The organism is uncultured Flavobacterium sp. (genome assembly GCF_963975515.1).
Classification (GTDB): Bacteria; Bacteroidota; Bacteroidia; order Flavobacteriales; family Flavobacteriaceae; genus Flavobacterium.
The window spans coordinates 81,270-107,753 of the sequence record NZ_CAXBGY010000011.1 but is presented as its reverse complement, the minus strand read 5'-3'; the positions used below and the strand labels follow the sequence as shown (position 1 = coordinate 107,753).

Genomic DNA, 26,484 nt, shown 5'->3' with positions numbered 1-26,484 from the left:
CCTGTGACCTTCGGGTTATGAGCCCGACGAGCTGCCTACTGCTCTATCCCGCGATTTGTGAGTGCAAAAGTACAACGATAAATCGAATAAACAAATCTTTTTTAAAATAATGTTTTTATTTTATCTATTGCATTGATATGACTACCTTTGCAAAATCAAAAATAATAAAATGGATCACAAAGCAGGTTTTGTAAATATAATTGGTAACCCTAATGTTGGGAAATCAACTTTAATGAATGCGTTAGTAGGAGAGCGTTTGTCAATTATCACAAGTAAGGCACAAACTACACGTCATCGAATTCTAGGAATTGTTAATGGAGATGATTTTCAAATCATATTTTCTGATACTCCTGGAATCATTAAACCAGCCTATGAGTTGCAAAACTCAATGATGAACTTTGTAAAAAGTGCTTTTGAAGATGCTGATGTTTTAATTTATATGGTCGAAATAGGAGAGAAGGACTTAAAAGATGAAGCTTTTTTTAATAAAATTATATATTCAAAAATACCAGTTTTATTATTATTAAATAAAATTGACAAATCAAATCAAGAACAGTTAGAAGAGCAAGTTGATTTTTGGAAAGAAAAAGTGCCAAATGCAACTGTAATTCCGATTTCTGCATTAGAGAATTTTAATGTAGAAACTGTATTTAATACTATTAAGGAGTTATTACCTGTTTCACCAGCTTACTATCCAAAAGACGCTTTAACAGATAAGCCAGAGCGTTTTTTTGTGAATGAAACTATTCGCGAAAAAATCCTTATGAATTACGAAAAAGAAATTCCGTATGCTGTGGAAATTGAAACGGAAGAGTTTTTAGAAGATGAAAATATTATCAGAATTCGTTCTGTGATTATGGTAGAAAGAGAAACGCAAAAAGGAATTATTATTGGTCATAAAGGAGGTGCATTAAAAAAAGTTGGAATGCAGTCTCGTGCTGATTTAGAAAAATTCTTTGGCAAACAAATTCACATCGAATTATACGTTAAAGTCAATAAAGACTGGAGAAGTAGTAGTTTTCAATTAAGAAGATTTGGATACAATCAAAAATAAATAGTAAACTGCCGCTGACTTTTGTTAGCGGTTTTTTTTTATTTAAAAGTCAACAACTCTCTTCATTAAATCATCAAGTTTGTGCATTTGTGGCTGGCATTTTTTTCTGTTAATTCTTGCCTGAAAATATAATGCAAACCAAAAAACAATCATCAGACCCATTATGATAAAATCTAAAGTTGTGGATTGTTTTAATCTCCAATGTGAATAGGCAATCATTGAGAAAATTAAAAATATTCCGGCAATAATAAAATGTAAAAACATAAAGAATGTCCAAACCGTTTGATCTGGACCATATAAACCTCTTACATTAGTTGTTTTGTCTTCGTTTTCTGTTAATTCTATATGTAAATGTGGTGAGTAATATTTTCGTTTTGCAAGTGTAATAAAAAAGAAAATATGATGATCTGAAATCTTTACGCGATAATCTTCTTTGACTTCCGATTTAATTTTAATGGCATTTTCGAGTATTTCTTCTATTGATTTCGGAACATCTTTGCTAAAGCTTGGTCGTAATGCAATTGTATTTTCTATTTCCATATTTCTTTATGATAAATTATAATCTTTTAAAAAGATTTTCTTTAACTCCATTTTTCCATTCGTTTTTTAAGATGCTTAAAATTATACTATCACGTCTTTCTCCATTGGGTCTAACACCATTGCTTCTTAAAACGCCTTCTTCTATACAGCCAATACTTTTCATTGCAGCTATGCTTTTTTTGTTGGCATAATCTGCTCTAAATTCAACACGTTCTATGTTCATTTTTTCGAAAGCAAATTCTAATAATAAAAATTTGCAGTTTTTATTTAACCCAGTTCCTTGGTATTCTTTACCATACCAAGTAAACCCAAGTTGTAAAGATTTGTTTGTTAGTTGAATGTCATAAAAACGAGTGCTTCCTGCATAAGAATTAGTTTTCTTGTCAAAAACTATAAATGGATAATCAATTTGCTTTTTTCTTTTCTCAAGAGCAACTTCAATGTAGTTTTTTAATTCGTTTTCGTTGCTTGCAGGAAGTAATGAATAGTCCCAAAGTTCAGGTTCGTTTATAGAAAAATGTAGTAAATTTTCAATATCAGAAAGTTCTAATGGTCTTAATAAAACGCTTTCGTTTTCGAGAGTATATTTAGTGTTAAAATCAAAATTCATATTTATTCAATTATTTTTTTGAATAATTTTTGCAATTCATGCATCTGAGAAATCCCTCTACTTCTGTTTAGTCGGGCAATAAAGTATAGTAAAAACCAAATAATAGTCATGGAAATCATAATCATTAAATCAAATTTGAAAGGTTGATTTAATAACCATTTAGAATAAACAATAACCATAAAAATTAAAAAAACACCAGCAACTATAAAATGTAGAAACATAAAAAGTGTCCATAAGACAGGATCTGGTCCATATGTTCCTTTGATGAAAGTATTGCCATCTTCCATTTTTTCTAAAGTAATTTTTAGATTTGGCGAGTATTTTTCTCTAAGCAACATTCCAATTGAAAAACGTATATATTGTTCAGTTATTTTTATTCTATAATCTGGTTCAACTTTGTTTTTAAGTTTTTCACAACTTGCAATTATGGCTTCAATTGGTTTTGAAACAACTTTGTCAAATCTATATCTTAACTTTAATTCTTTATCTGATTCCATAAATGGATTTTAGTTTCGGATTACTAAATTACAATTTATTTTATTAACGCAAAAGTATTATTTTGTTGTATAACTAAAGGTTAGTTAAAAAAACGTACTTTTGCACCTTCAAATATATGTTATGAATAATATTGTTGCCATAGTAGGAAGGCCAAATGTAGGAAAATCAACTTTTTTTAACCGATTAATACAACGTAGAGAAGCGATTGTAGATTCTGTTAGTGGAGTTACTCGTGATAGAAATTACGGAAAAAGTGAGTGGAATGGGAAAGAATTTTCTGTAATTGATACTGGTGGGTACATTAAAGGCTCTGATGATATTTTTGAAGCAGAAATAAGAAAACAAGTAGAATTAGCCATTGATGAAGCTGATGCCATAATTTTTGTGGTTGATGTGGAAGAAGGAATTACTCCAATGGATGATGAAGTTGCTAAGTTGTTACGTAAAGTAAAGAAACCAGTTTTATTAGTTGTAAACAAGGTTGATAATGCAATGCGTACTAATGATGCTCTTGAATTTTATAATTTAGGTTTAGGTGAATATTTCGCTATATCTGGAATGACAGGAAGTGGAACAGGAGAATTACTAGATGAACTAGTAAATATTTTACCTGAAATGCCTGAAGTAACTGAAGAAGAAAATCCATTACCACGTTTTTGTGTAGTAGGAAGACCAAATGCAGGAAAATCTTCGTTCATTAATGCCTTAATTGGTGAAGATAGATTTGTAGTAACTGATATTGCAGGAACAACTCGTGATGCAATTGATACAAAATATAATCGTTTTGGTTTTGAATTTAACTTGGTTGATACAGCCGGAATTAGAAGAAAAGCAAAAGTAAAAGAAGATTTAGAGTTTTATTCGGTAATGCGTTCTGTACGTGCTATTGAAAATAGTGATGTTTGTATCTTAATGATTGATGCAACTCGTGGGTTTGAAGGACAAGATCAAAGTATTTTTTGGTTAGCAGAAAAAAACAGAAAAGGAATTGTAATTCTAGTAAACAAATGGGATTTAGTAGAAAAAGACACAATGACTACTAGAGATTATGAAAGAAAAATTCGTGAAGAATTATTGCCTTTTACAAATGTGCCAATTCTTTTCGTTTCAGCATTAAACAAACAACGTTTAATTAAAGCTTTAGAAGTTGCTGTAAATGTTTTTGAAAATAGAAAACATAGAATTCAGACTTCTAAATTTAATGATATTATGTTGCCAATTATCGAGCATAATCCGCCACCAGCATTAAAAGGTAAATATGTAAAAATTAAATATTGTATGCAGTTGCCAACACCAACGCCACAGTTTGTGTTCTTTTGTAACTTGCCTCAATATGTTAAAGATCCCTACAAACGTTTTATAGAAAATAAACTTCGTGAAGAGTTTAATTTTGAAGGAGTTCCAATCGAAATTTACTTTAGACAAAAATAATTACTAAGCACCCAAACGGGTGCTTTTTTTATAAAGTCTTGTTAAAATATAAGTAAGAATTTTTCTATTTAAACAATAAATTTTTTATTTGTCAGTTATTAAGAAAATCAATCATCAATCAAATTTTTATGTTAAAAAAAATTACTTTAATTACAACTTTATTGTTTGCATGCCATGGCTTTAGTCAAAGCACTTTTCAACTTTCAGGTAAAATAATTGACAATGTTTCAAAAGCTCCATTAGAATCAGCAACAATTTACCTTACTAGTGTAAAAGATTCTACAATTATTGATTATACAATTTCTGATAAAAGCGGAAATTTTTATTTAAAATCAAGAAAAACAGAATCACCGGTAAATTTTAAAGTTTCTTACAATGGTTTTCAGAATTATAATAAAAAAATTGATAATATCTTAGCAGATAAGGATTTTGGATCAATTGAAATGTTTGAGCAAACAGCACAATTAAATGAAGTAGTAGTTAAAGGTGAAATCCCACCAATTCAAATTAAAACAGATACTTTAGAGTTTAATGCTGGATCTTTTAAAGTTGGACCAGATGCAAACGTGGAAAAATTACTAAAACAATTGCCTGGTGTTGAAATTGATGATGAAGGAAAAATTACCGTAAACGGAAAAGAAGTAAAAAATATTTTGGTAAACGGAAAACCTTTCTTTGGTAAAGACGGAAAAATAGCTACTCAAAATTTACCAGCTGATATGATTGACAAGGTTCAAGTATCTGATACAAAAACCAAAGCCGAAGAGATTTCTGGTAGAGCAGCAAGTTCTAATGAAAGTACTATAAACCTAACCATTCAAGAGGATAAAAATAAAGGAATGTTTGGAAAAGCAATACTTGGTTATGGTTCAGATAAGCGGTATGAATCAAGTTTGTTGTTTAATTATTTTAAAGATACCCAAAAAATCAGTATTCTAGGTTCTGCAAACAACATAAACTCTGTTGGGTTTTCTATGAATGAAATCTTTGATAATATGGGTGGTGGTCGAAATTCATCCGTTTGGGTTAATGATAGTGGTTCATTTAATATTAACGGAATGCAGTTTGGTGGTGGTTCAGGAATTACTCGTTCTAACTTAGTTGGAATTAATTATGCTGATGAATGGTTTAATAAAAAAGTTGACCCTAATTTTAGTTATTATTTGAATACTGCCATTACAGAAAATAAAAACAGAACAAAAAGAACTAATCTTTTACCAACAGGAACAACAAAAACAGATTCAGAATCTTCTTTTAAAAATGACGTAGTCGGACATAATTTTTCTTCAGAATTTGAAATAAAAATTGACTCAACGTCTACTTTATATTTAATGCCTTCCTTTTCAAAAAGTGATGCAAAAAACAGAAGCACAAGTTTTTCAAAATCATTTGATGTGAACGATGATTTACTAAATGAAACTAATGGTTCTAACTTTAATGAATCGGATAATAATAAATTTAAAAACAGTTTATATTATAACAAAAGTTTAAAGAAAAAAGGCAGAGCAATTAGTGTTAATATTGATAATGAACATTCAAACAATAATAACACCTTAAATACAATTACAAATACTGTTTTTTATCAATCGGGTAATGCAGATGATATTCGTAATCAAAATGTATTTGATAAAGAATCAAATAATGATTTAAGACTTGAGTTAGGATTTAATGAGCCTATAAGTGATTCGTTGACTTTTAATTTTCAAAATTATTACGATACCAAAAAAGGAACTGATTCTCGAAATACATTCAATTTTAATGCTAGCACAAATCAGTATGATACTTTTAATGATTTGTTATCAAATACAATTGATTCTAAAAATAATACATTTGGAACCTCAGTTGGTTTGCAATTAAATAAGTCAAAATTAAGAGGAAGTATTTCATTGGGTGCTGATTTTTTAGGTTATGAGAATCAGGCAAATTATTTAGGAACAACTACAAGATTAAAAGATAATTATGTTTATCCAAATGTAAATGGATACATGAGTTATAAAATTGCTAAATCAAAGTCAATTTATACGAACTTTAATTACGAAGCTTCATTGCCTTCAGCAAATCAATTATTGCCTTTTGAAAATTTAGCTAATCCTTTAAATACAATTATTGGTAATGCTAATTTGAAGCCAAGAGAAACCTACAGAATGTATAATAATTTCAACAATTATGATTATGCTACTCGATCTGGTTTTTATACTTATTTTGGAGGAAATTTAACGACAAATGACGTGGTAAGTTCTACTGTTTATGATTCAGATTTTAAAGCTGTTACAACTTATGAAAATGTTGATAAATCATATAGTATGTTTACTGGTTTTAACGTAAATAAATCATATAATAAAGAAAAAAGAACCATTAAATATGGCTATGGAATTTGGGTAAACTATAATTTCAATCAAGGATTAACGAATTTGGCGTTGTATGAATCAAGAGCTTTGCAATTAAATCCAAGAGTTAATTTTTCTTATATTATTCAAGATAAAATTACGATTACGCCTTCCTACAAGTATTCGTATAATATTACTCGTTTTGATAATTATATTATCGATAAAACAGATAATTTTAAACACAGTTTTAAATTAGAAACTACAAGCTATTGGCCAAAGAATGTTGTTCTAGGTAATGATTTTGGTTATAATTATAACTCAAATATAACAGGTGGATTTCAAAAAGATTTTTATTTATGGAATGTGAGTTTAGGATATAATTTCTTTAAAGATCAATTATTAGCAAAAGTCAAAGTTTATGATTTGTTAAACCAAAATGTAAATGCAACTAGAAGTATATCTCCAACTTCAATTACAGATTCAGAAAATACGGTTTTACAACAATATGTAATGTTTTCTTTAACCTATAAATTAGAGAAATTTGGAGGCAAAAAGAAAAACGATAACGGAATATTCTTTGATTAAAATTCTAAAAAATTAAAAACATAAAAAAACTCGTTTCACTTTAATGAAACGAGTTTTTTTATGCTCTAATATTTCTGATTTTACCAGCTTCCACCGGCACCACCACCAGAGAATCCACCACCGCCAAATCCGCCTCCGAATCCACCGCCACCAAATCCGCCACCAGAAGATCCACCACCAAAGCCTCCACCGCTTCTTCCTAAGCTGCTTAAGATTATCATATCTAATATGCCTGGACCACCAAACTTTCCAGTTCCATTGTTTCCTCCACCATTGTTTTTGTTTTTTGCAATAAGTATAAAAATTATAATAATAATGATGAAAAAAACTAAAAACGGAAAGGGATTGTCTTTTTTGTTTTGAATTCGAGAACCTTTATATGTTCCTTTAATTACCTCAAAAATAGCTGTTGTTCCTGCGTCCAATCCTTTGTAATAACTTCCAGCTTTGAATTCTGGGATAATTATATTTCGAATAATTTCTCCATTAATTCCAGCAGTTAAATATTGCTCTAATCCATAACCTGGAGAAATCCATATTTTTCTTTCTTCCTTGGCTAATAAGATTATTATACCATTGTCATTTTGTTTTGTTCCTCCGATTCCCCATTCTTGCCCCCATTTTGGCGTAAGAATACCAATATCTTCTCCTTTTAGGCTTTCTATTGTTATTACTACTATTTGAGTTGTTGTTGAGTCAGAAAAATGAACTAACTTATCTTCTAATGCTTTTTCTTCGTTAGCATTTAAAACATCTGCATAATCATATACTGAAGTTTGAAATTTTGGAATATCTGGAATTTTATATTGTGAAAATCCCAAAAATGACATTAACATTAAGGAAGCGAAGATTACAAATTGAATAATTTTATATAGTATGTTTATCATTATCCTTTTGAAATTTCGTTTGATAGTTCGTTAGTATCATCTGCTTGATATGGAAAATATTTTTTCAATTGTTTTCCTGCGTTTTTAATACCTTTTACCAAGCCTTTTTTATTCTTTTTTTCTACAAAATTTTTCAAAACAATGTCTTTTGTACATTCCCAGAAATCTGATGGTACAACTTTATTAATGCCTTCATCACCAATAATTGCAAATTGATTTCCAGATACATTTATATAAAACAAAACTCCATTTCTAGCTTCAGTTTCATACATCTTTAAAGTGTTAAAAACCTCCGTAGCTCTTTCGATAGGAGGTTTTTCTGATTTTTCTTCAATATGCACGCGAATTTCACCCGAAGTGTTTTCTTCAGCAATTCGAATAGCTTCAACTATTTTTGCTTCTTGTTTAGAAGTTAAAAAGTCTTCGGTTTTTGACATGTTTATTGTGGTTTTTTGTCGAAATCAAATTCAACTTCAACAGGTTTTTCAGCACCTTCAACTGCTTTGAAAGCCTCTTTTTCTTTATATTCTGATAAAACGAACTTTCTAGGTATTTTTAAAACATAGTTGTTGTATTTTTCAATAGATTCATTAAATCTTGTTCTAGCAGTCAAAATTTGGTTTTCAGTACTTGCTAATTCGTCTTGTAGTTTTAAGAAATTCTGATTTGCTTTTAAATCAGGATATCTTTCAACAGTAACTAATAAACGTGACAAAGCTGAACTTAAACCAGATTGAGCTTGATTAAATTGAGCTAATTGTTCTGGAGTAATGTTTGTAGGGTCAATTGTTATTGATGTTGCTTTACTTCTTGCATTTATTACTGCTTCTAAAGTTGATTTTTCAAAATCAGCAGCACCTTTAACAGTTTTAACTAAATTGCCAATTAAATCATTTCTTCTTTGGTAAGATGTTTCAACATTTCCCCATTCTTTTTTTACAGCTTGATCAACCTCAATTGCTCCATTTTTTACTCCAAAGTACCAAGTTACAAGTCCAAATATTAAAGCTCCTATAATAATTACCGGGATTAACCATTTTTTCATAATTTTTTGTTTTAAGTTTATTGTTTAGTTATTAGTCTGCTTTTATTGTTATTTGTTTCATTTCTAAAACCTAAAGTTCTCCTTTAAATTTTTTTAACTCATTCTTAATTGATTCTAATTTTGAGATAATCTCAAATTTATCTAAAGTCTTCTTTTGATTTTCTTTTAAATGTGTTTTTGCTCCATCTAATGTAAACCCTCTTTCTTTTACCAAATGATAAATCAATGATAAATTTTTAATATCGTCCGGAGTGAATTTACGATTGCCTTTAGCATTTTTTTTTGGTTTTAAAACATCAAATTCTTTATCCCAAAAACGAATTAAGGATGTGTTTACATCAAAAGCTTTAGCCACTTCACCAATACTATAATATAATTTTCCTGCTGGTAAATCTACGTGCATAATTTATGTCTTAATACTTAATATTGTTATAGTTAATCAAGCGATTGGTTCTCCTGATTGGCAATTTTTGAAATATTGATATATTCTTCTGCCGAAATACTTCCGTAATAGAAATTTAACGGATTTATTTTTTGACCATCTTTTATAACTTCATAATGTAAATGAGGTGCTTCACTTCGGCCAGTACTTCCTACATAGCCAATCACGTCTCCACGCTTTACTCTTTGCCCAGCTCTAACATTATATTTGCTTAAATGTGCATATAATGTTACATAACCAAATCCGTGATTTACTTCAATATGATTTCCATAACCCGATAATGAGTTGTCAGCTTTTAAGACAGTTCCATCACCGGTAGCATAAATAGGTGTTCCTTGCGGTGATGTAAAATCCATTCCATAATGAAATTTTCGAGCTTTAGTAAAAGGATCACTTCTATATCCAAAACCAGAAGCCATACGTTTCAATTGTTCATTTTTAACAGGTTGAATAGCAGGAATTGAGGCTAATAATTTTTCTTTTCCTTTAGCTAATCCAATAATTTCATCTAATGATTTGGATTGAATTACTAATGCTTTTGTTAATATATCAACGCGTTTTGTTGTGTTTATTACTAAATCAGAATTATTGTACCCTTGAAGTTCTCTATATCTATTAACTCCACCAAATCCTTCTTTACGTTGCTCCATTGGAATAGGTTCACTGTTAAAATAAACGCGATAAATATTGTTGTCTCTGTCTTCAACAGCATCTAGAACTTCTTCTATTTGATCAATTTTTTTGTTTAATAACTTGTAATTAATACTTAAATTTTGAATTTCTCGAGCCTGAAATTTATCTTTTGGAGTTTCTAGAAAACTACTGTTAATCAGTACGATAAAACTTAAAAATCCAAATAAAGCTGCTGATAAAAGAAATAATAAACCATAGCCAATTTTTCGCCATCTACGTGGGCTAATTTTTTTATAGGATAAATTTTCTGGATCGTAATAATATTTTACCTTCGACATTATATAAAATATAGTATTTTTGTGCCTAATTAAAATGTTAGACAGTAGTTATACGAACAAATTTAAGAAATGTTTCATTCTAATCCATTTTTTAAAGTAAAACTTTTCCCAAATTTGCAAATGTTACTAATAATCAAACATAAAAAGATATAAAATCTAATTACCAAAAATGAAATCACAAGACATTAGAAAGCAATTTTTACAATTTTTTGAATCAAAAGGACATTTAATCGTTCCATCTGCACCAATTGTGCTTAAAGATGACCCAACATTAATGTTTAACAATTCTGGAATGGCCCAGTTTAAAGAATATTTTTTAGGAAATGCCACTCCAAAAAGTAACAGAATTGTTGATACACAAAAATGCCTTCGTGTTTCAGGAAAACATAATGATTTAGAAGATGTAGGTTTTGATACGTATCATCACACAATGTTTGAAATGTTAGGAAACTGGTCTTTTGGAGATTATTTCAAAACGGAAGCCATTAATTGGTCTTGGGAGTTTTTAACAGAAGTTTTAAAATTAGATAAAGATCGAATTTACGTTTCTGTTTTTGAAGGAAATCCTTCTGAAAATGTTCCGTTTGACCAAGAAGCATTTGATTTATGGAAACAACATGTTAATGAAGACCGAATTATTAAAGGAAATAAAAAAGATAATTTCTGGGAAATGGGAGATCAAGGTCCTTGTGGTCCATGTTCAGAAATTCATATCGATTTACGTTCTGATGAAGAAAGAGCAGCAGTTTCTGGATTTTCATTAGTAAATGAAGATCATCCACAAGTGGTGGAAATTTGGAACAATGTATTTATGGAATTCAACCGTAAAGCAGATGGTTCTTTAGAGAAATTGCCAGCTCAACACGTTGATACAGGAATGGGATTTGAACGTTTATGTATGGCAATGCAAAACGTGACTTCTAATTATGATACGGATGTATTTACACCACTTATTGGAAAATTAGAAGAAATTACAGGTTTAAAATACACTTCAAACGAAGTTAAAAATATTTCAGAAGAACAAAATAAAACTAACATTGCAATTCGTGTTATTGTAGATCACGTTCGTGCTGTGGCTTTTGCTATTGCTGATGGACAATTGCCTTCAAACACTGGTGCAGGTTATGTAATTCGTAGAATTTTACGTCGTGCTATTCGTTACGGATTTACATTTTTAAATACAAAAGAGCCTTTTATAAATAAATTGGTTGAAGTTTTAGCTAACCAAATGGGAGAATTTTTTCCTGAAATTAAATCACAACAAGGTTTAGTAACCAATGTAATTCGTGAAGAAGAAGCTTCTTTTTTAAGAACTTTAGATCAAGGATTACAATTGTTAGATAACGTAATTGCTAATACAAATGGTAAACAAGTTGATGGTGCAAAAGCATTTGAATTGTATGATACTTTTGGATTTCCAATTGACTTAACCGCTTTAATATTAAGAGAAAGAGGTTTTGATTTAGATGAAGCTGGTTTTGATAAAGCAATGCAAGAACAAAAAAATCGTTCGCGTGCTGCTTCAGAAGTTTCAACAGATGATTGGAAAATACTAGTAGAAGGTAATACAGAATCTTTTGTAGGTTATGACCAAACAGAAAATGATGTTAAAATCACAAGAATTCGTAAAATTGATTCTAAAAAAGACGGTGTTTTATACCAAATCGTTTTAGATGCAACTCCTTTTTATCCAGAAGGTGGTGGACAAGTTGGAGATAAAGGAACATTAGTTTCAGCAAACGAGTCAATTGAAATCATTGATACTAAAAAAGAAAATAATTTAATATTACATATAACTAAAAAATTACCTGAAAATGTTTCAGCTAGTTTTGTAGCTAAAGTAAATACAGATTTAAGAGTAGCTTCTTCTAAAAATCACTCGGCTACGCATTTAATGCACTTGGCTTTGAGAACGATTTTAGGAACACACGTAGAACAAAAAGGTTCATTGGTTAACCCAAAATATTTGCGTTTTGACTTTTCTCATTTTTCAAAAGTGACGGATGAAGAAATCAAACAAGTGGAAGATTTTGTAAACCAAAGAATTCAAGAACAACTGCCATTAATCGAAAGAAGAAGTATTCCAATCCAACAAGCTTTAGATGAAGGAGCATTGGCTTTATTTGGAGAAAAATATGGTGATAATGTTCGTGCAATAAAATTTGGAGATTCCATGGAACTTTGTGGAGGAATTCACGTTTCAAACACAGCAAATATTTGGTCATTCAAAATCACATCTGAAGGTGCGGTTGCAGCAGGAATTCGTCGTATTGAAGCAATTACTGGTGATGGTGTAAGAAACTTTTTCGCTAATCAAGAAAATACTTTAGCTGAAATCAAGGAAACTTTGAAAAATCCTCAAGATACAATCAAAGCAGTAGTTTCATTACAAGACGAAAATGCTAAATTGAAGAAACAAGTAGAGCAATTGTTAAAAGAAAAAGCTAAAGGCTTAAAAGGCGATTTAGTAACTCAAATTCAAGAAGTAAACGGAGCTAAATTCTTAGCTACTCAAGTTGATTTAGATGCAAACGGAGCTAAAGATTTGGCTTATGAATTAGGAAATAACGAAACCAATTTATTTTTAGTTTTCGCTACAGTTACAGATGATAAACCAATGCTAACTTGTTACATTTCTAAAGAATTAGTAGAAGTAAAAAGTTTAAATGCTGGACAAGTAGTTCGCGAATTAGGAAAATACATCCAAGGTGGTGGTGGTGGACAACCGTTCTTCGCAACTGCTGGTGGAAAAAATGTTGAAGGAATTAAGGAAGCTTTGGAGAAAGCGGTTGATTTTGTGAAGTAACCATTATATACAACCCTTTCAGAGTTCAAAACTCTGAAAGGGTTTATTAATTTAATTAAAATTTCATGCAATTCACCACTAAAATCCCAATACAAAAATTCCAAAACCCAATAACTTATGAAAGTAAGATAATGGCTTTAGGTTCGTGCTTTGCGGAAAACATGAGTAAAAAGTTTGAATATTTTAAATTCCAAAATTCGGTTAACCCATTCGGAATTATATTCAATCCAGTTTCTATTGAAAAATTAGTAAACCGAATTGTAAATCAAATCAAATTCACAGAAAAAGACATCTTTTTCCATAACGATTTATGGCATTGTTACGAAGTACATTCCGAATTATCAAATCCAAATAAAGAAGAATTTTTAAAAGAATTAAATCAAATAATCGAAAAATCGAACAATCAAATAATTGATTCAACACATTTAATAATCACATACGGAACTTCATGGGTTTACAGAAATATAGAATCCAAAGAAATTGTTGCCAATTGCCATAAAGTACCTCAAAAACAATTTACAAAGGAAATTCTTTCCATAGAAACCATTGAGAAATCTATTGAAAATACAATAGCATTAATCCAAAAGGTTAATCCAAATTGTAATTTCATTTTCACAGTTTCACCCGTTAGACATATAAAAGATGGTTTTGTCGAAAATCAAAGAAGTAAAGCTCATTTAATTTCCGCAATCCATTCAACTGACAACTCACAATTGACAACTCGCAACTATTTTCCTAGCTACGAAATTATGATGGATGAACTTCGAGATTATCGTTTTTATGCTGAAGATATGTTACATCCGAATCAAGTAGCAATCGATTATATTTGGGAACGATTTTCAGAAAATTACATTTCAGCCGAAAGTCAAAAAGTGATGCAAGAAGTTGATTCAATTCAAAAATCAGTATTACATCGACCATTTAATTCAAATTCAGAAAGCTATCAAAAGTTTTTATCGAATTTGAATAAAAAAATCAATACCTTAACCTCAAATTATCCTCAAATTGAGTTTTAACATGAGCGAAACTTATTCAAAATATAGTTTTTTCGGAAAATTATCAGAAATCAGAAAATGGATTTTAGTCTTGTTTCTTGGATTTATTTTATTTTGGATTTTCAACTATTTCACAAAAGATGATGATTCTTCAACGATAGAATACGATACGAATCTTATTCAAACCCAAATTAAAAACGTTGGAAAATTAGTGGTTACAGAAGGTCATTTCGCAGAAGTTTTGACTTACAAAGACAAAAAAGAAACCTATATTCCTGGTTTGACTTTTGATAAAAAAGCATTAGTGGTTATCAACGCAGATGTAACCGTGAGTTTCGATTTAAGTCAAGTTAAATATGATATTGATGCAGAAAACAAAATTTTAACGATAACAAACATTCCAAAAGAAGAAATAAAAATCAGTCCAGATTTTAAATATTATGACACAGAATCATCTTCTTTTAACGAATTTAATGGTGAAGATTATAATAAAATCAACAAATTAGCTCGAGAAAGTTTAGCTAAAAAAATTGATCAATCAACTTTAAAATCTAATGCTAAAAATAGATTATTGTCTGAATTATCAAAAATGCTTGTTTTGACAAATTCAATGGGCTGGACTTTAAAATATGATGGAGCTGAAGTAAAATCAGAAAAAGATTTAGAATTAAAACTATAAAAAAAAGGCTTCAAAATAATGAAGCCTTTTTCGTTTTATAATTTATTTTGTAAACTTGTCCATCCACCACCGTTAATGCAGTCAATTCCGTTTTGTTTTAAAATAGAAGTAGCTTGACCACTTCGCATTCCAGAACGACAACAAGCAATTACTGGCTTGTTCCATTTTTTAATTTCAGCAATTTTACCATTGAACAATTGTAATGCAATATTTTTAGAACCTTTAATGTGACCATCTTTAAACTCTTCAATTGTTCTTACGTCTAAGATTACGGCTCCCTTTGCTATATATTCTTGAATGTCGTTTGTTTTATTTCCAAAACCTAATAAATCTAATAAACCCATACCTTTATGTTTTAATTTGAGGCAAAATTACAATTTACTTACTATAGTTTTGTAACAAAAGTTACTACAATCAATTCATTTTACTATTTTTGAAATAATGAAACCAATAGACAGAAAAACAGAAATTATAAATTGTGCAGCTAAACTTTTTAAAGAAAAAGGATATAGTGCAGTGACTATGAGAGATATTGCTCAAGTTTTGGATATAAAAGCAGCAAGTTTATACAATCACATTAAATCCAAACAAGAAATTTTAGTTTTAATTGTGATTGAAATTGCCGAAGAGTTTACCAACACAATCAACGAAATTGTACTTTCTGAAACAACAACAATTCAAAAATTAGAAAAAGTAATCCAATTACATATCGACATCACAATAAGAAATCCAGAAGCTTTAGCTTGTCTAAACAACGATTGGATGCATTTAACAGATAAAGAATTGACTTATTTCATAAAAATGCGTGAAGATTACGAAGAAAATTTCAGAAACATCATAAAATCTGGAATCGCTTCTAACGAAATCAAAAATATAAATCAAGAAGTTATTATATTTTCAATGCTTTCAACACTTCGAACACTTTATCTTTGGTATGGAAAGAAAAAAGGTTTTACCGAAGTTTCTCTAAAAAATAATATGAAAGAAGTGTTGCTTAACGGAATTGTGAATTAACAAAAGTTAAAAATTTACAACGTTTTCGTAAAGTATTAATATTTTCCTTAAATTTGCATAGTTAACTAACAACCGTTAGTTTTAATAATAATACAATTAAATGGCGAAATTTCACAAAATAGAAGTCCAAGATATTTATAAAGAAACTAGAGATTGTTCTGTAGTTACCTTTCAAATTCCAGACGAATTAGTTTCTGAATTCCAATACAAACAAGGACAACACTTAACATTAAAAACAATAATTGACGGTGAAGATATTCGTCGTTCATATTCGTTATGTTCAAGTCCAACAGAAAATAAATGGCAAGTTGCTGTAAAAAAAATCCCAGGTGGTTTGTTTTCATCATTTATAAATGATTCATTAAAAAAAGGAGATTTTGTAGAAATAATGGCTCCAAGTGGAAAATTTAATGTTGAGGTAAATTCAGAAAAAGCCAAAAATTATATCGTTTTTGCAGCAGGAAGCGGAATAACTCCAATACTTTCTATCATAAAAACCCATTTAACTTTAGAGCCAAATAGTACATTCAAATTGTTTTATTTGAATAGAAGCGTAAAATCAATTATCTTTAAAGAAGAAATAGAACAATTAAAAAATAAATATTTTGGTCGTTTTGAAATTTTTCATTTCCTAACAAAAGAACACCGTTTTTCAGAATTGTTCAACGGAAGGTTTACCAAAGAAAAAATACAAGTTCTTACAGAGAAAATTATAGATGTTCCTTCAATAGACGAATGTTTTATTTGTGGTCCAGAAGATATGATTTTCCTTCTTCGCGATGAATTAAATGCAGCGGGATTAGACAAAGAAAAAATTCATTACGAATTATTCACATCTGGAATTTCTGATGCAGACAAAGAAAGAATTAAGAAAATCGTAGAACACAAAGCAGAAGGAACAGACGTAACCATTATCGACGGTGGAAAAGAATTCCATTTTGTTATGGAAGATTCTTACGACAATATTCTAGACGGAGCATTAGCAGCTGGAGCCGATTTACCTTTCGCATGTAAAGGTGGAGTTTGCAGCACATGTAAATGCATGGTTATAGAAGGAGAAGTAGAAATGAAAGTAAATTACGCATTAGACGCGCACGAAGTAGCAAGAGGATTGGTTTTAAGCTGTCAAGCTGTGCCAACGACCGATAAAGTAGTAGTAGATTTCGGGGTTTAGAAGCAAATGGCTTGGGCATTTTAGGAAATGTAATTCCTGCTTTCCCTCCAAAACTTTGCAAAAGCAAAGGTTTTTCCCTCCAATCAGGGCTATTAGATAAATGTATTGAATAAAAACAAAAAATAATTTGCGAATTTGCGGTAAATTAAAAATCCGTGAAAATTCGTGGCAAAAAAGAAACCCTTAATGAACCATAGTATCTTAATGGTTTAAAAAGAAAAAATATTAATCGTTCAAAGTTACTGCAAAGTATAATATTACGGCGACTGAACACTGAACACTAATTCAAAAAAGTATGTCAGATAGAGAAGTAAAAAACCTAGAAGAAATTTTCGATGCAAAAATTGCACGCGACGAAAAAATCGAACCAAAAGATTGGATGCCGGAGAAATACCGTCAAACACACATTCGCCAAATGTCCCAACATGCACATTCAGAAATTGTCGGAATGTTGCCAGAAGGGAATTGGATAACGCGTGCACCGTCTTTAAAAAGAAAAGTAGCTTTATTAGCTAAAATTCAAGATGAAGCAGGTCATGGTTTATACCTTTATTCTGCGACAGAAACACTTGGAATTTCCCGCGAAGAATTATACGAACAACTGCATTCAGGAAAAGCAAAATATTCAAGTATTTTCAATTATCCAACCTTAACTTGGGCAGATATGGGAGCAATTGGATGGTTGGTTGATGGTGCAGCCATTATCAATCAAGTGCCTTTATGTTCAACTTCATTCGGACCTTACGCAAGAGCAATGGTTCGTGTGTGTAAAGAAGAAAGTTTCCACCAAAGACAAGGTTTTCAAATCATGATGACTTTAGCAGAAGGAACTCCAGAACAAAAAGAAATGGCACAAGACGCTTTAAACCGTTGGTGGTGGCCTTCTTTAATGATGCTTGGACCTTTAGATGCTGAATCCATTCACACAGAACAATCGATGAAGTGGAAATTGAAACGAAAAAGTAACGACGATTTACGCCAACAATTTATAGATCAAACCGTTCCTCAAGCAGAAATGATTGGCTTAACAATCCCAGATCCAGATTTAAAATGGAACGAAGAAAAACAATCCTACGATTTCGGAGAAATGAATTGGGATGAATTCTGGCAAGTAGTCAAAGGTCACGGACCATGTAACAAAGAACGTATTTCTGCAAGAGTAAACGCTTGGGAAAACGGAAAATGGGTTCGCGATGCAGCGATGGCTTACGCAGAAAAACAAGAAAATAAAATAGTAAAACAAGCAATATAATTAATTACGAATTACGAATTACAACAATTCATAATTCATAATTTAAAATTCATAATTATGAAAAACTGGCCTCTTTGGGAAGTATTTATAAGAAGTAAAAACGGATTAGAACATCGTCATTGTGGTTCATTACACGCAAGTGATGCAACAATGGCATTAGAAAACGCACGTGATGTTTACACAAGACGTATGGAAGGTGTAAGTATTTGGGTGGTTCCATCTACTGAAATCACAGCATCAAATCCTGATGATAATGCAGAATTTTTTGAACCAGCTTCAGATAAAATTTATCGTCACCCAACTTTTTACGAATTGCCTGACGAACTAAAACATATGTAACTATTTCCCCTCCTTTGGAGGGGTGCCCATAGGGCGGGGTGGAAAATATTAATTTGCGAATTAGCGGTTATCAGTCTTTGCGACTTTGCGACTTTGCGAGAACTAAATAAAATGAACAATAATTTAATTCAATACATCTACGGAATTGCAGACAACGCGCTGATTTTAGGACAACGTTTGGGAGAACTTTGTGGACACGGACCAAGTTTAGAAACAGATATCGCTATGACTAATATTTCATTAGACTTATTTGGTCAAGTGAGAAGTTATTATCAATATGCTGCCAAATTACAAGGAGATGATGTAACAGAAGATACTATAGCTTTTTTACGTAAGGAAAGAGATTACAAAAATGTACTTTTAGTAGAACAACCTAATGGTGATTTCGCATATTCAATAACAAGACAATTTTTGTTTGATATTTATCACTTGCTTTTACTTTCAGAATTACAAAACAGTAAAGATGAAACGCTTTCAGCAATAGCTAAGAAAAGCATCAAAGAAGTTTCATATCATACTCGTTTTTCATCAGATTGGATGAAACGTTTAGGTGATGGAACTGAAGAAAGTCACAACAAAATTCAAACAGCAGTCAATGATTTATGGGAATTCACAGATGAATTATTCCACACAACTGACGCTGATAAAGCTATGATTTCAGAAGGAATTGGAGTAGATGTAAGTTTACTAAAAGAATCATTTTACAAAAAAGTAAGCGAAATTCTTGAAGAAGCTACAATTCAAACTCCAGATATAAAATACTTTCAAAAAGGAGGAAAACAAGGAATTCATAGTGAACACATGGGTTATCTTTTAGCACAAATGCAATACATGCAATTGGCTTATCCAAATATGAATTGGTAAACTAATGATTTGTCATTCTGAACTTGTTTCAGAATCTCAATTAAGACAAAATAAGAAATCCGTGATAATCCGTTAAATCAGTGTCGTCCGTGTTCCAAAAAAAATAATTCGCGAATTCGCGGTTAAAAAATGACAGAAACAACACAACATATCGACCAAAAACTATTCGAAATACTCGAAGCAGTTTCCGATCCTGAAATTCCAGTCTTATCGATTATGGAAATGGGAGTTGTGCGTTCTGCCAAAATAGTCAATAATATTGTTGAGGTTCAAATTACACCAACATACAGTGGTTGTCCAGCAATGGATGTCATTGAAGAAGATATCATAAAAGCATTCAAAGACAAAGGATATAAAGCCAAAGTCGAATTAATATTATCTCCAGCTTGGACAACCGATTGGATTACTCCAAAAGGAAGAAAAGCTCTTGAAGAATACGGAATTGCTTCACCTTTATCTGAATCAGCTGATAAAGATGCACTTTTAGGAAATAAAAAAGTAATCAAATGTCCACAATGTGGTTCATTCAATACAAAATTAGTTAGTCAATTTGGCTCTACGGCATGCAAAGCATTTTTTCAATGTGAAGACTGTTTAGAACCATTCGACTATTTTAAATGTTTAAAATAAAAAAGAATCCGTGATAATCCGTTAAATCTGTGTCATCCGTGTTCAAAAAAAAATATATATGAGCAATTCAATTGAATTAAAAATTGAAAATAAAATAGCATTTATAACTTTGAATCGTCCTGACGTTTTCAATAGCTTCAACCGTGAAATGGCATTATCAATGCAAGAAAAATTAGATAATTGTGCTAACGATTCAAACGTAAGATCAATTGTGATTTCCGGAAACGGAAAAGCATTTTGCGCTGGACAAGATTTAAAAGAAGTAACGGATCCAGAATTAAATCCGGGCTTCAGAAAAATATTAGAAGAACACTACAATCCAATAATTAAAAAAATAAGAACTATTGAAAAACCAGTAATTGCCGCTGTAAACGGTGTTGCTGCTGGAGCTGGAGCCAATATTGCTTTAGCTTGTGATATTGTTGTTGTAGTTGAAAGTGCAAGTTTTATACAAGCCTTCAGTAAAATCGGATTAGTACCTGATAGTGCAGGAACATTCTTTTTACCAAGATTAATTGGTTTACAAAAAGCTACAGCTTTAATGATGTTAGGAGATAAAGTTTCGGCACATGAAGCTTTAGATTTAGGAATGATTTATAAAGTATTTTCAGTAGAAACTTTTGAAGAGGAAGTCAATAAATTGGCTGTGACTTTAGCAAATATGCCAACAAAAGCATTAGGTTTAACTAAAAGATTATTAAACCAATCGTTAACAAATAACTTAGAACAACAATTAGCTTTAGAAAGCGATTTACAAATAGAAGCCAGTTCATCAAACGATTATAAAGAAGGTGTAACGGCTTTCGTAGAAAAAAGAAAACCAATATTTAATGGGAACTAATATGAAAGTAGCTGTTATCGGTGGTGGAACAATGGGAAGTGGCATCGCACAAGTTGCAGCAACTTCGGGTTGTCAAGTAAAATTATTTGACCTAAATAATGAAGCTTTAATCAAAAGTAAAATTAGTTTAGAAAAGGTATTAAACCGATTAATTGAAAAGCAAAAAATTGATGCTGCAGAGAAAAATCGAATTCAGAATAACATATCTTACGTAAATACATTAAATGATTTATCTGATTCTGACTTAGTAATCGAAGCCATAGTTGAAAACCTTGAAGTCAAGCGAAAAGTGTTTTCTGAATTAGAAACATTAGTCTCAGAAAACACAATATTAGCCTCAAATACATCCTCATTATCCATAACTTCCATTGCAGCTTCTTGCCAAAAACCAGAACGCGTCATTGGAATTCACTTTTTTAATCCAGCACCCTTAATGCAATTAGTGGAAGTTGTGCCAGCGATTCAAACCAGTGAAGAAGTTTTAAATAAAACAGTACAAACTATTTCTGATTGGAAAAAAGTTGTAGCTGTTGCGAAAGACACACCTGGATTTATAGTAAATCGTGTAGCAAGACCATTTTACAGCGAAAGCTTACGAATTCTAGAAGAAGGTTTTGCAGACATGGCAACAATCGATTGGAGTTTAAAAGAAATTGGAGGTTTCAAAATGGGAGCCTTTGAATTAATGGATTTTATCGGTCACGATGTAAATTACGTAGTAACCGAAACTGTTTTTACAGCTTTTTATTTTGACCCAAGATACAAACCCTCTTTAACTCAAAAACGATTAGTTGAAGCAGGATATTTAGGAAGAAAATCAGGAAGAGGATTCTATAATTATGCAGAAAATGTAGCAATTGTAAAACCAACAGAAGATAAAGCAAAAGCACAACAAATATTCGATAGAGTTTTAGTAATGTTAATCAACGAAGCAGCAGACGCTTTATTTTTAAACATCGCTTCAGCTAAAGATATAGACATCGCAATGACCAAAGGAGTAAATTATCCAAAAGGATTATTAGCTTGGGCAGACGAAAAAGGAATCAATTGGTGTGTAGAAAAACTAGACGAATTATACAACGAATATCATGAAGACAGATATAGATGCAGTCCAATCTTGCGTAAAATGAACAAAGAAAATAAATCTTTTTTCATTTAAATTCTTAATGAAACTTAATGCCTTAATGGTTTAAAATAATGGAAGGAACAAAAATACCATATAAAATGCTTGCTCAAGATGCTTATAGCCAATGGCTAGGTATCGAGATTTTAGAATGCGAAATTGGTCGTTGCAAAGTAGCGATGAAAGTTCGTCCAGAAATGCTAAACAGCATGCAAAAAGCTCATGGTGGAATCACGTATTCTTTAGCCGACACAGCATTTGGATTTGCAGCAAACACTCACGGAAAATTTTCTGTTTCCATTGAAACATCTATAAATCACATTGAAGCAGTAAGAGAAGGAGATTATTTAGTAGCCGAATCTGTCATAGAAAAAGTTAACAATAAATTAGGATTCAATATCATAGAAGTAAAAAGAGGCGACGAATTGGTAGCTCTTTTTAAAGGTGTTGTTTATCGTACAAATAAAGATTGGGAAGAATAAATAAAGTATACCCTATCAGGGTTTTAAACCCTGATAGGGTTAAATTATAAAAAAATGGAAGCATACATAATAGACGGAGTTCGAACTCCAATAGGAAGTTATCAAGGAAGTTTATCACCAGTTCGTCCAGACGATTTGGGTGCATTAGTAATTAAAACTGTAGTTGAAAACAATCCTAATATACCAAAAGAAGCATACGACGATGTAATCATGGGTTGTGCAAATCAAGCTGGAGAAGATAATCGTAATGTTGCGAGAATGTCATTGCTTTTAGCAGGATTGCCATATACAGTTCCTGGAGAAACCGTAAATCGTTTGTGTAGTTCAGGATTGTCTGCAATTATTCACGCAAATCGTGCTATAAAAGCAGGTGACGGACACGTTTTTATTGCTGGTGGAGTAGAAAACATGACACGTGGACCATTAGTGGTTTCAAAACCATCTTCTGCTTATGGAACAGATTCAAAAATGTATGATTCAAGTTTTGGGTGGCGTTTTGTTAATCCAAAAATGGATGCTATGTTCGGTACAGAAGGAATGGGAGAAACTGCCGAAAATTTAGTAGAAAAATATTCAATTTCAAGAGAAGATCAAGATAGATTTGCTTTCAACAGTCAAATGAAAGCAACTGCAGCACAAAATTCAGGTCGTTTAGCCAAAGAAATTGTAGCTGTAGAAATTCCACAAAGAAAAGGTGATCCAATAGTTTTTTCTAAAGATGAATTCATTAAGCCAAATTCTTCAATAGAAGTTCTTGGAAAATTACGTGGTGCATTTAAAAAAGACGGTAGCGTAACAGCAGGAAATTCATCTGGATTAAATGATGGAGCTGCAGCAACAATTATCGCATCAGCGGAAGCTGTAGAAAAATACAATCTAAAACCAATTGCAAGAATAGTAAGTTCAGCAGTAGTTGGAGTAGAACCAAGAATAATGGGAATTGGTCCAGTAGAAGCAACTAAAAAAGCATTGGCAAAAGCCAACTTAACTTTAGACCAAATCGACATCATAGAATTAAACGAAGCCTTTGCTTCACAAAGTATAGCATGCTTACGCGAATTAGGATTAAAAGACGATGACGCAAGAGTAAATCCAAACGGTGGTTCAATCGCAATCGGACACCCATTAGGAGTTACAGGAGCAAGAATTGCTTATTCTGCAGCATTAGAATTACAACTAACTCAAAAAAGATACGCATTAATTACCATGTGTATCGGAGTTGGACAAGGTTACGCAGCAATTATCGAACGCGTAGCTGAATAGCCGTTGGCTTCAGCCATCGGAAAAAAATTATAATAAAAAGTTCCGTAGGAACAACATATAGGTATGAAACTACAAAACTACATAAACGGAAGTTGGGTTGAAGGACAAGGAGAAGGAACTCCAATGTTCGATGCCATAACCGGAGAAATAATTGGATTTACTACAACTGATGGATTAGATATTCCAAACGTTTTAGAATACGGAAGAACAAAAGGTGGCGAAAAACTACGCAAAATGACTTTCCAAGAAAGAGGAAATATGATCAAATCATTAGCCTTATATCTTACCAAAAAGAAAGAAGCTTTTTACGAATTAAGTTACCGAACAGGAGCAACAAGAATCGACAGTTGGATTGACATCGAAGGTGGATTCGGAAATCTTTTTGCCAATGCATCTTTACGTAAATTATTCCCAAATCAACCATTTCATGTAGAAGGTGACCCAATTGATTTATCAAAAGGTGGTCGTTTTATGGCACATCATATTTTGGTTCCAAAACACGGAGTTGCGGTTCACATAAACGCATTCAATTTTCCAATTTGGGGAATGTTAGAAAAATGTGCCTGTAATTGGATGGCTGGAATGCCAGCAGTTGTTTTGCCAGCACCACAAACTTCTTTTTTAACAGAAGCAGTTGTTAGAGAAATAATTGCATCAAAAATTTTACCCGAAGGAGCATTGCAATTATTAACCGGAATGACAAAATCAATATTAGATACTGTCAATTCACAAGATGTGATAACGTTTACTGGTTCAGCACAAACAGGAAGGTTATTAAAAAATCATCCAAGATTAATTGAAGAATCTGTACCATTCACAATGGAAGCCGATTCGTTAAACTGTTCTATTTTAGGAAAAGATGCCGTTCCAGGAACACCAGAATTTGATTTATTCGTAAGAGAAGTTAAAAACGAAATGACGGTTAAAGTTGGACAAAAATGTACAGCAATCCGAAGAATAATTGTTCCAGAAGAATTAATAGATGATGTTCAAAAAGCTTTGGCATCACAATTAGATAAAGTCACTATTGGTGATCCAAGATTAAAAGAAGTTCGAATGGGAGCTTTGGTAAATAAAACCCAAGTCGAGAGTGTAAAAACCCAAGTAAACAGAATCGCTCAAACAGCACAAATGGTTTACGGAAACTTTGATGAGGTTCAAACTATCGGAGCGGATGCTAAAAAAGGTTCGTTCTTGAAACCAATTTTAATGCGAGAAAACAATCCGTTTACAAACACAGCTTGTCATGAAATTGAAGCATTCGGACCAGTTTCAACGATTATGCCTTATAAAACTTTAGAAGATGCAATCACTTTATCTCAAATGGGTAAAGGTTCATTAGTTTCTTCAATTTTTACTTATGACGATGCCGTTGCAAGAGACTATGTAATCGGAGCAGCTTCGCATCACGGTCGAATTTTAGTCGGAAATCGTGAAATGGCAAAACAAAGTACAGGTCACGGTTCACCATTACCAATGTTGGTTCACGGTGGTCCAGGTCGTGCTGGTGGAGGAGAAGAAATGGGTGGTGTTCGAGGCATCAAACATTACATGCAACGTTGTGCTATTCAAGGTTCACCAACAACAATTACAGAAATCACAGGCATTTATCAAGCCAATGCAAAATATAAAGAAGCACCAGAACATCCTTTCAAATATCATTGGGAAGATATTCAACCTGGAATGTCTTTAAAAACTCACAAACGTACTTTCACAGATACAGATATCATCAATTTTGCCAATTTAACTTGGGATCATTTTTACGCACACACTGATATCACATCACTTGAAGGAAGTATTTTCGAAAAAAGAACCGCTCACGGTTATTTCATTATTTCAGCAGCAGCAGGTTTATTCGTTTATCCAAATAAAGGACCAGTTGCCGCAAATTATGGTTTAGAAGACTGTCGTTTTTTGCGCCCAATTTATCATAACGATACAGTTCACGTGCGTTTAACGTGTAAACAAAAAGTAGATAGAGACGTTGCTTCAGCAGAGCATCCAAGTGGAATTGTAAAATGGTTTGTTGAGGTTTTTGATGCGGAAGACGAATTAGTAGCAATAGCAACTATTTTAACGATGGTGCAAAAGAAGCAAGAAGTTTTTGTTGAAATGACTGATGATAAAATCGAAGAATGCATCAACAAACTAACTGAAGATACTAAACCAAAATGGGGAATTTTAACGCCTCAAAATTTGTTAGAACATTTAGAAGAAGGGTATAGAATTATGTCAGGTGAAATTCAAGATTTTGAAATTTCAACACCCGAAAAAATTCTAGATAAAGTACATAATTCATTATATAATTACGATAAATTCCCAATGGGAACTTCTTTTCCAACTATGAAAAAAGGAGAAGTTGAAGCTTTAGTTCATCCCGATTTTGAAACAGCAAAAGCCAAGTTTTTCGAATCTCGACAAGCTTACAAAACTTATTTCAAAGAAAACCCAGAAGCAAAAGTAAAGAATATGGTCTTCGGAGAAATGAACAAATATGCATCGTATCTATTAGAAAGAAAACATTTAAATCATCATTTTGAACAATTCGATTTGATATAAAATAATTAGGAGCTATTTCCTGCTATCCGTTGCAATCTTTTCTTTAAAAAAAAAGAAAAGGATTTCCACTTCT

26 protein-coding genes are annotated in these 26,484 nt (G+C 31.6%); 17 read left to right on the top strand and 9 right to left on the bottom strand.

Features of this window, described 5'->3' with window-relative positions:
• Positions 1–169 precede the first annotated feature (169 nt).
• Positions 170–1,054: a GTPase Era gene (gene era / locus AAC008_RS12270; RefSeq protein WP_339889574.1), complete on the top strand. Its 885-nt coding sequence runs from the start codon at positions 170–172 to the stop codon at positions 1,052–1,054.
• Between the two features lie 42 nt (positions 1,055–1,096).
• Here the strand turns inward: era and AAC008_RS12265 are convergent, their stop codons facing one another.
• The 3 genes from AAC008_RS12265 to AAC008_RS12255 are packed head-to-tail and all read right to left on the bottom strand — an operon-like array spanning position 1,097 to position 2,701.
• Positions 1,097–1,594: a hypothetical protein gene (locus AAC008_RS12265; RefSeq protein ID WP_339889573.1), complete on the bottom strand. Its 498-nt coding sequence runs from the start codon at positions 1,592–1,594 to the stop codon at positions 1,097–1,099.
• A gap of 16 nt (positions 1,595–1,610) precedes the next feature.
• Positions 1,611–2,204: a GNAT family protein gene (locus tag AAC008_RS12260; RefSeq protein ID WP_339889572.1), complete on the bottom strand. Its 594-nt coding sequence runs from the start codon at positions 2,202–2,204 to the stop codon at positions 1,611–1,613.
• 2 nt (positions 2,205–2,206) lie between these two features.
• The gene (locus tag AAC008_RS12255) at positions 2,207–2,701 is read right to left on the bottom strand and encodes a hypothetical protein (RefSeq protein WP_339889571.1); all 495 of its coding nucleotides are present in this window, start codon (positions 2,699–2,701) and stop codon (positions 2,207–2,209) included.
• Positions 2,702–2,822: 121 nt separating this feature from the next.
• Here AAC008_RS12255 and der point away from each other — a divergent pair, with 121 nt between their 5' ends.
• Positions 2,823–4,133, top strand: coding sequence for a ribosome biogenesis GTPase Der (gene der, locus AAC008_RS12250; protein ID WP_026718377.1), 1,311 nt, complete (start codon positions 2,823–2,825; stop codon positions 4,131–4,133).
• A gap of 128 nt (positions 4,134–4,261) precedes the next feature.
• Positions 4,262–7,045 carry an outer membrane beta-barrel protein gene (locus tag AAC008_RS12245; protein ID WP_339889570.1) on the top strand — a complete coding sequence of 928 codons (2,784 nt, stop codon included), beginning with the start codon at positions 4,262–4,264 and terminating at the stop codon, positions 7,043–7,045.
• Between the two features lie 80 nt (positions 7,046–7,125).
• Here the strand turns inward: AAC008_RS12245 and AAC008_RS12240 are convergent, their stop codons facing one another.
• From AAC008_RS12240 to AAC008_RS12220, 5 genes are all read right to left on the bottom strand, one after another.
• Complete coding sequence (locus AAC008_RS12240) at positions 7,126–7,881, bottom strand: TPM domain-containing protein (RefSeq protein ID WP_339889577.1); 756 nt, start codon at positions 7,879–7,881, stop codon at positions 7,126–7,128.
• Positions 7,882–7,931: 50 nt separating this feature from the next.
• On the bottom strand, positions 7,932–8,369 hold the full coding sequence (locus AAC008_RS12235) for a TPM domain-containing protein (RefSeq protein WP_339889569.1): 438 nt from the start codon (positions 8,367–8,369) through the stop codon (positions 7,932–7,934).
• 2 nt (positions 8,370–8,371) lie between these two features.
• The gene (locus AAC008_RS12230; protein WP_339889568.1) at positions 8,372–8,977 is read right to left on the bottom strand and encodes a LemA family protein; all 606 of its coding nucleotides are present in this window, start codon (positions 8,975–8,977) and stop codon (positions 8,372–8,374) included.
• 70 nt (positions 8,978–9,047) lie between these two features.
• Entirely contained in the window at positions 9,048–9,380 is a 333-nt protein-coding gene (locus AAC008_RS12225; RefSeq protein ID WP_339889567.1) for a MerR family transcriptional regulator, read from the bottom strand.
• A 32-nt stretch (positions 9,381–9,412) separates the two neighbouring features.
• The gene (locus AAC008_RS12220) at positions 9,413–10,390 is read right to left on the bottom strand and encodes a M23 family metallopeptidase (RefSeq protein WP_339889566.1); all 978 of its coding nucleotides are present in this window, start codon (positions 10,388–10,390) and stop codon (positions 9,413–9,415) included.
• Positions 10,391–10,559: 169 nt separating this feature from the next.
• On the opposite strand from AAC008_RS12220, the gene alaS reads away from it, so the two are divergent.
• From alaS to AAC008_RS12205, 3 genes are all read left to right on the top strand, one after another.
• Positions 10,560–13,196: an alanine--tRNA ligase gene (alaS, locus tag AAC008_RS12215; RefSeq protein ID WP_339889565.1), complete on the top strand. Its 2,637-nt coding sequence runs from the start codon at positions 10,560–10,562 to the stop codon at positions 13,194–13,196.
• 65 nt (positions 13,197–13,261) lie between these two features.
• Positions 13,262–14,212: a GSCFA domain-containing protein gene (locus AAC008_RS12210; RefSeq protein WP_339889564.1), complete on the top strand. Its 951-nt coding sequence runs from the start codon at positions 13,262–13,264 to the stop codon at positions 14,210–14,212.
• Position 14,213: 1 nt separating this feature from the next.
• On the top strand, positions 14,214–14,870 hold the full coding sequence (locus AAC008_RS12205; protein WP_339889563.1) for a DUF4230 domain-containing protein: 657 nt from the start codon (positions 14,214–14,216) through the stop codon (positions 14,868–14,870).
• Between the two features lie 35 nt (positions 14,871–14,905).
• On the opposite strand, the gene AAC008_RS12200 is transcribed toward AAC008_RS12205, so the two are convergent.
• Positions 14,906–15,214 (bottom strand): rhodanese-like domain-containing protein, encoded by a 309-nt coding sequence (locus tag AAC008_RS12200; RefSeq protein ID WP_339889562.1) that lies wholly within the window; start codon positions 15,212–15,214, stop codon positions 14,906–14,908.
• Between the two features lie 97 nt (positions 15,215–15,311).
• Here AAC008_RS12200 and AAC008_RS12195 point away from each other — a divergent pair, with 97 nt between their 5' ends.
• The 11 genes from AAC008_RS12195 (at position 15,312) to paaZ (ending at position 26,411) form a co-directional block, all read left to right on the top strand.
• Entirely contained in the window at positions 15,312–15,884 is a 573-nt protein-coding gene (locus tag AAC008_RS12195; protein ID WP_339889561.1) for a TetR/AcrR family transcriptional regulator, read from the top strand.
• A gap of 100 nt (positions 15,885–15,984) precedes the next feature.
• Positions 15,985–17,058 (top strand): 1,2-phenylacetyl-CoA epoxidase subunit PaaE, encoded by a 1,074-nt coding sequence (gene paaE, locus AAC008_RS12190; RefSeq protein WP_339889560.1) that lies wholly within the window; start codon positions 15,985–15,987, stop codon positions 17,056–17,058.
• A 295-nt stretch (positions 17,059–17,353) separates the two neighbouring features.
• Positions 17,354–18,310 (top strand): 1,2-phenylacetyl-CoA epoxidase subunit PaaA, encoded by a 957-nt coding sequence (paaA, locus tag AAC008_RS12185; RefSeq protein ID WP_339889559.1) that lies wholly within the window; start codon positions 17,354–17,356, stop codon positions 18,308–18,310.
• Between the two features lie 54 nt (positions 18,311–18,364).
• Positions 18,365–18,649 carry a 1,2-phenylacetyl-CoA epoxidase subunit PaaB gene (gene paaB, locus AAC008_RS12180; protein WP_339889576.1) on the top strand — a complete coding sequence of 95 codons (285 nt, stop codon included), beginning with the start codon at positions 18,365–18,367 and terminating at the stop codon, positions 18,647–18,649.
• A 111-nt stretch (positions 18,650–18,760) separates the two neighbouring features.
• Positions 18,761–19,513, top strand: a complete 753-nt coding sequence (gene paaC, locus AAC008_RS12175) for a 1,2-phenylacetyl-CoA epoxidase subunit PaaC (RefSeq protein WP_339889558.1) — start codon at positions 18,761–18,763, stop codon at positions 19,511–19,513.
• 129 nt (positions 19,514–19,642) lie between these two features.
• Positions 19,643–20,143, top strand: a complete 501-nt coding sequence (gene paaD / locus AAC008_RS12170) for a 1,2-phenylacetyl-CoA epoxidase subunit PaaD (RefSeq protein WP_339889557.1) — start codon at positions 19,643–19,645, stop codon at positions 20,141–20,143.
• Between the two features lie 58 nt (positions 20,144–20,201).
• Entirely contained in the window at positions 20,202–20,984 is a 783-nt protein-coding gene (locus tag AAC008_RS12165) for an enoyl-CoA hydratase-related protein (RefSeq protein WP_339889556.1), read from the top strand.
• Position 20,985: 1 nt separating this feature from the next.
• A complete protein-coding gene (locus tag AAC008_RS12160; protein ID WP_339889575.1) occupies positions 20,986–22,143 on the top strand; it encodes a 3-hydroxyacyl-CoA dehydrogenase NAD-binding domain-containing protein in 1,158 nt (385 codons plus the stop codon).
• A 38-nt stretch (positions 22,144–22,181) separates the two neighbouring features.
• On the top strand, positions 22,182–22,589 hold the full coding sequence (locus tag AAC008_RS12155; protein WP_339889555.1) for a hotdog fold thioesterase: 408 nt from the start codon (positions 22,182–22,184) through the stop codon (positions 22,587–22,589).
• A 54-nt stretch (positions 22,590–22,643) separates the two neighbouring features.
• A complete protein-coding gene (pcaF, locus tag AAC008_RS12150; protein ID WP_339889554.1) occupies positions 22,644–23,852 on the top strand; it encodes a 3-oxoadipyl-CoA thiolase in 1,209 nt (402 codons plus the stop codon).
• Positions 23,853–23,915: 63 nt separating this feature from the next.
• Positions 23,916–26,411 (top strand): phenylacetic acid degradation bifunctional protein PaaZ, encoded by a 2,496-nt coding sequence (paaZ, locus tag AAC008_RS12145; protein WP_339889553.1) that lies wholly within the window; start codon positions 23,916–23,918, stop codon positions 26,409–26,411.
• Positions 26,412–26,484: the final 73 nt, after the last annotated feature.

What these genes read in the sequence shown, in the direction of transcription:
- era (WP_339889574.1), top strand. Translation starts at nt 170, where the DNA reads ATGGATCACAAAGCAGGTTTTGTAAATATAATTGGTAACCCTAATGTT.
- AAC008_RS12265 (WP_339889573.1), bottom strand. Translation starts at nt 1,594, where the DNA reads ATGGAAATAGAAAATACAATTGCATTACGACCAAGCTTTAGCAAAGAT.
- AAC008_RS12260 (WP_339889572.1), bottom strand. Translation starts at nt 2,204, where the DNA reads ATGAATTTTGATTTTAACACTAAATATACTCTCGAAAACGAAAGCGTT.
- AAC008_RS12255 (WP_339889571.1), bottom strand. Translation starts at nt 2,701, where the DNA reads ATGGAATCAGATAAAGAATTAAAGTTAAGATATAGATTTGACAAAGTT.
- der (WP_026718377.1), top strand. Translation starts at nt 2,823, where the DNA reads ATGAATAATATTGTTGCCATAGTAGGAAGGCCAAATGTAGGAAAATCA.
- AAC008_RS12245 (WP_339889570.1), top strand. Translation starts at nt 4,262, where the DNA reads ATGTTAAAAAAAATTACTTTAATTACAACTTTATTGTTTGCATGCCAT.
- AAC008_RS12240 (WP_339889577.1), bottom strand. Translation starts at nt 7,881, where the DNA reads ATGTTAATGTCATTTTTGGGATTTTCACAATATAAAATTCCAGATATT.
- AAC008_RS12235 (WP_339889569.1), bottom strand. Translation starts at nt 8,369, where the DNA reads ATGTCAAAAACCGAAGACTTTTTAACTTCTAAACAAGAAGCAAAAATA.
- AAC008_RS12230 (WP_339889568.1), bottom strand. Translation starts at nt 8,977, where the DNA reads ATGAAAAAATGGTTAATCCCGGTAATTATTATAGGAGCTTTAATATTT.
- AAC008_RS12225 (WP_339889567.1), bottom strand. Translation starts at nt 9,380, where the DNA reads ATGCACGTAGATTTACCAGCAGGAAAATTATATTATAGTATTGGTGAA.
- AAC008_RS12220 (WP_339889566.1), bottom strand. Translation starts at nt 10,390, where the DNA reads ATGTCGAAGGTAAAATATTATTACGATCCAGAAAATTTATCCTATAAA.
- alaS (WP_339889565.1), top strand. Translation starts at nt 10,560, where the DNA reads ATGAAATCACAAGACATTAGAAAGCAATTTTTACAATTTTTTGAATCA.
- AAC008_RS12210 (WP_339889564.1), top strand. Translation starts at nt 13,262, where the DNA reads ATGCAATTCACCACTAAAATCCCAATACAAAAATTCCAAAACCCAATA.
- AAC008_RS12205 (WP_339889563.1), top strand. Translation starts at nt 14,214, where the DNA reads ATGAGCGAAACTTATTCAAAATATAGTTTTTTCGGAAAATTATCAGAA.
- AAC008_RS12200 (WP_339889562.1), bottom strand. Translation starts at nt 15,214, where the DNA reads ATGGGTTTATTAGATTTATTAGGTTTTGGAAATAAAACAAACGACATT.
- AAC008_RS12195 (WP_339889561.1), top strand. Translation starts at nt 15,312, where the DNA reads ATGAAACCAATAGACAGAAAAACAGAAATTATAAATTGTGCAGCTAAA.
- paaE (WP_339889560.1), top strand. Translation starts at nt 15,985, where the DNA reads ATGGCGAAATTTCACAAAATAGAAGTCCAAGATATTTATAAAGAAACT.
- paaA (WP_339889559.1), top strand. Translation starts at nt 17,354, where the DNA reads ATGTCAGATAGAGAAGTAAAAAACCTAGAAGAAATTTTCGATGCAAAA.
- paaC (WP_339889558.1), top strand. Translation starts at nt 18,761, where the DNA reads ATGAACAATAATTTAATTCAATACATCTACGGAATTGCAGACAACGCG.
- paaD (WP_339889557.1), top strand. Translation starts at nt 19,643, where the DNA reads ATGACAGAAACAACACAACATATCGACCAAAAACTATTCGAAATACTC.
- AAC008_RS12165 (WP_339889556.1), top strand. Translation starts at nt 20,202, where the DNA reads ATGAGCAATTCAATTGAATTAAAAATTGAAAATAAAATAGCATTTATA.
- AAC008_RS12160 (WP_339889575.1), top strand. Translation starts at nt 20,986, where the DNA reads ATGAAAGTAGCTGTTATCGGTGGTGGAACAATGGGAAGTGGCATCGCA.
- AAC008_RS12155 (WP_339889555.1), top strand. Translation starts at nt 22,182, where the DNA reads ATGGAAGGAACAAAAATACCATATAAAATGCTTGCTCAAGATGCTTAT.
- pcaF (WP_339889554.1), top strand. Translation starts at nt 22,644, where the DNA reads ATGGAAGCATACATAATAGACGGAGTTCGAACTCCAATAGGAAGTTAT.
- paaZ (WP_339889553.1), top strand. Translation starts at nt 23,916, where the DNA reads ATGAAACTACAAAACTACATAAACGGAAGTTGGGTTGAAGGACAAGGA.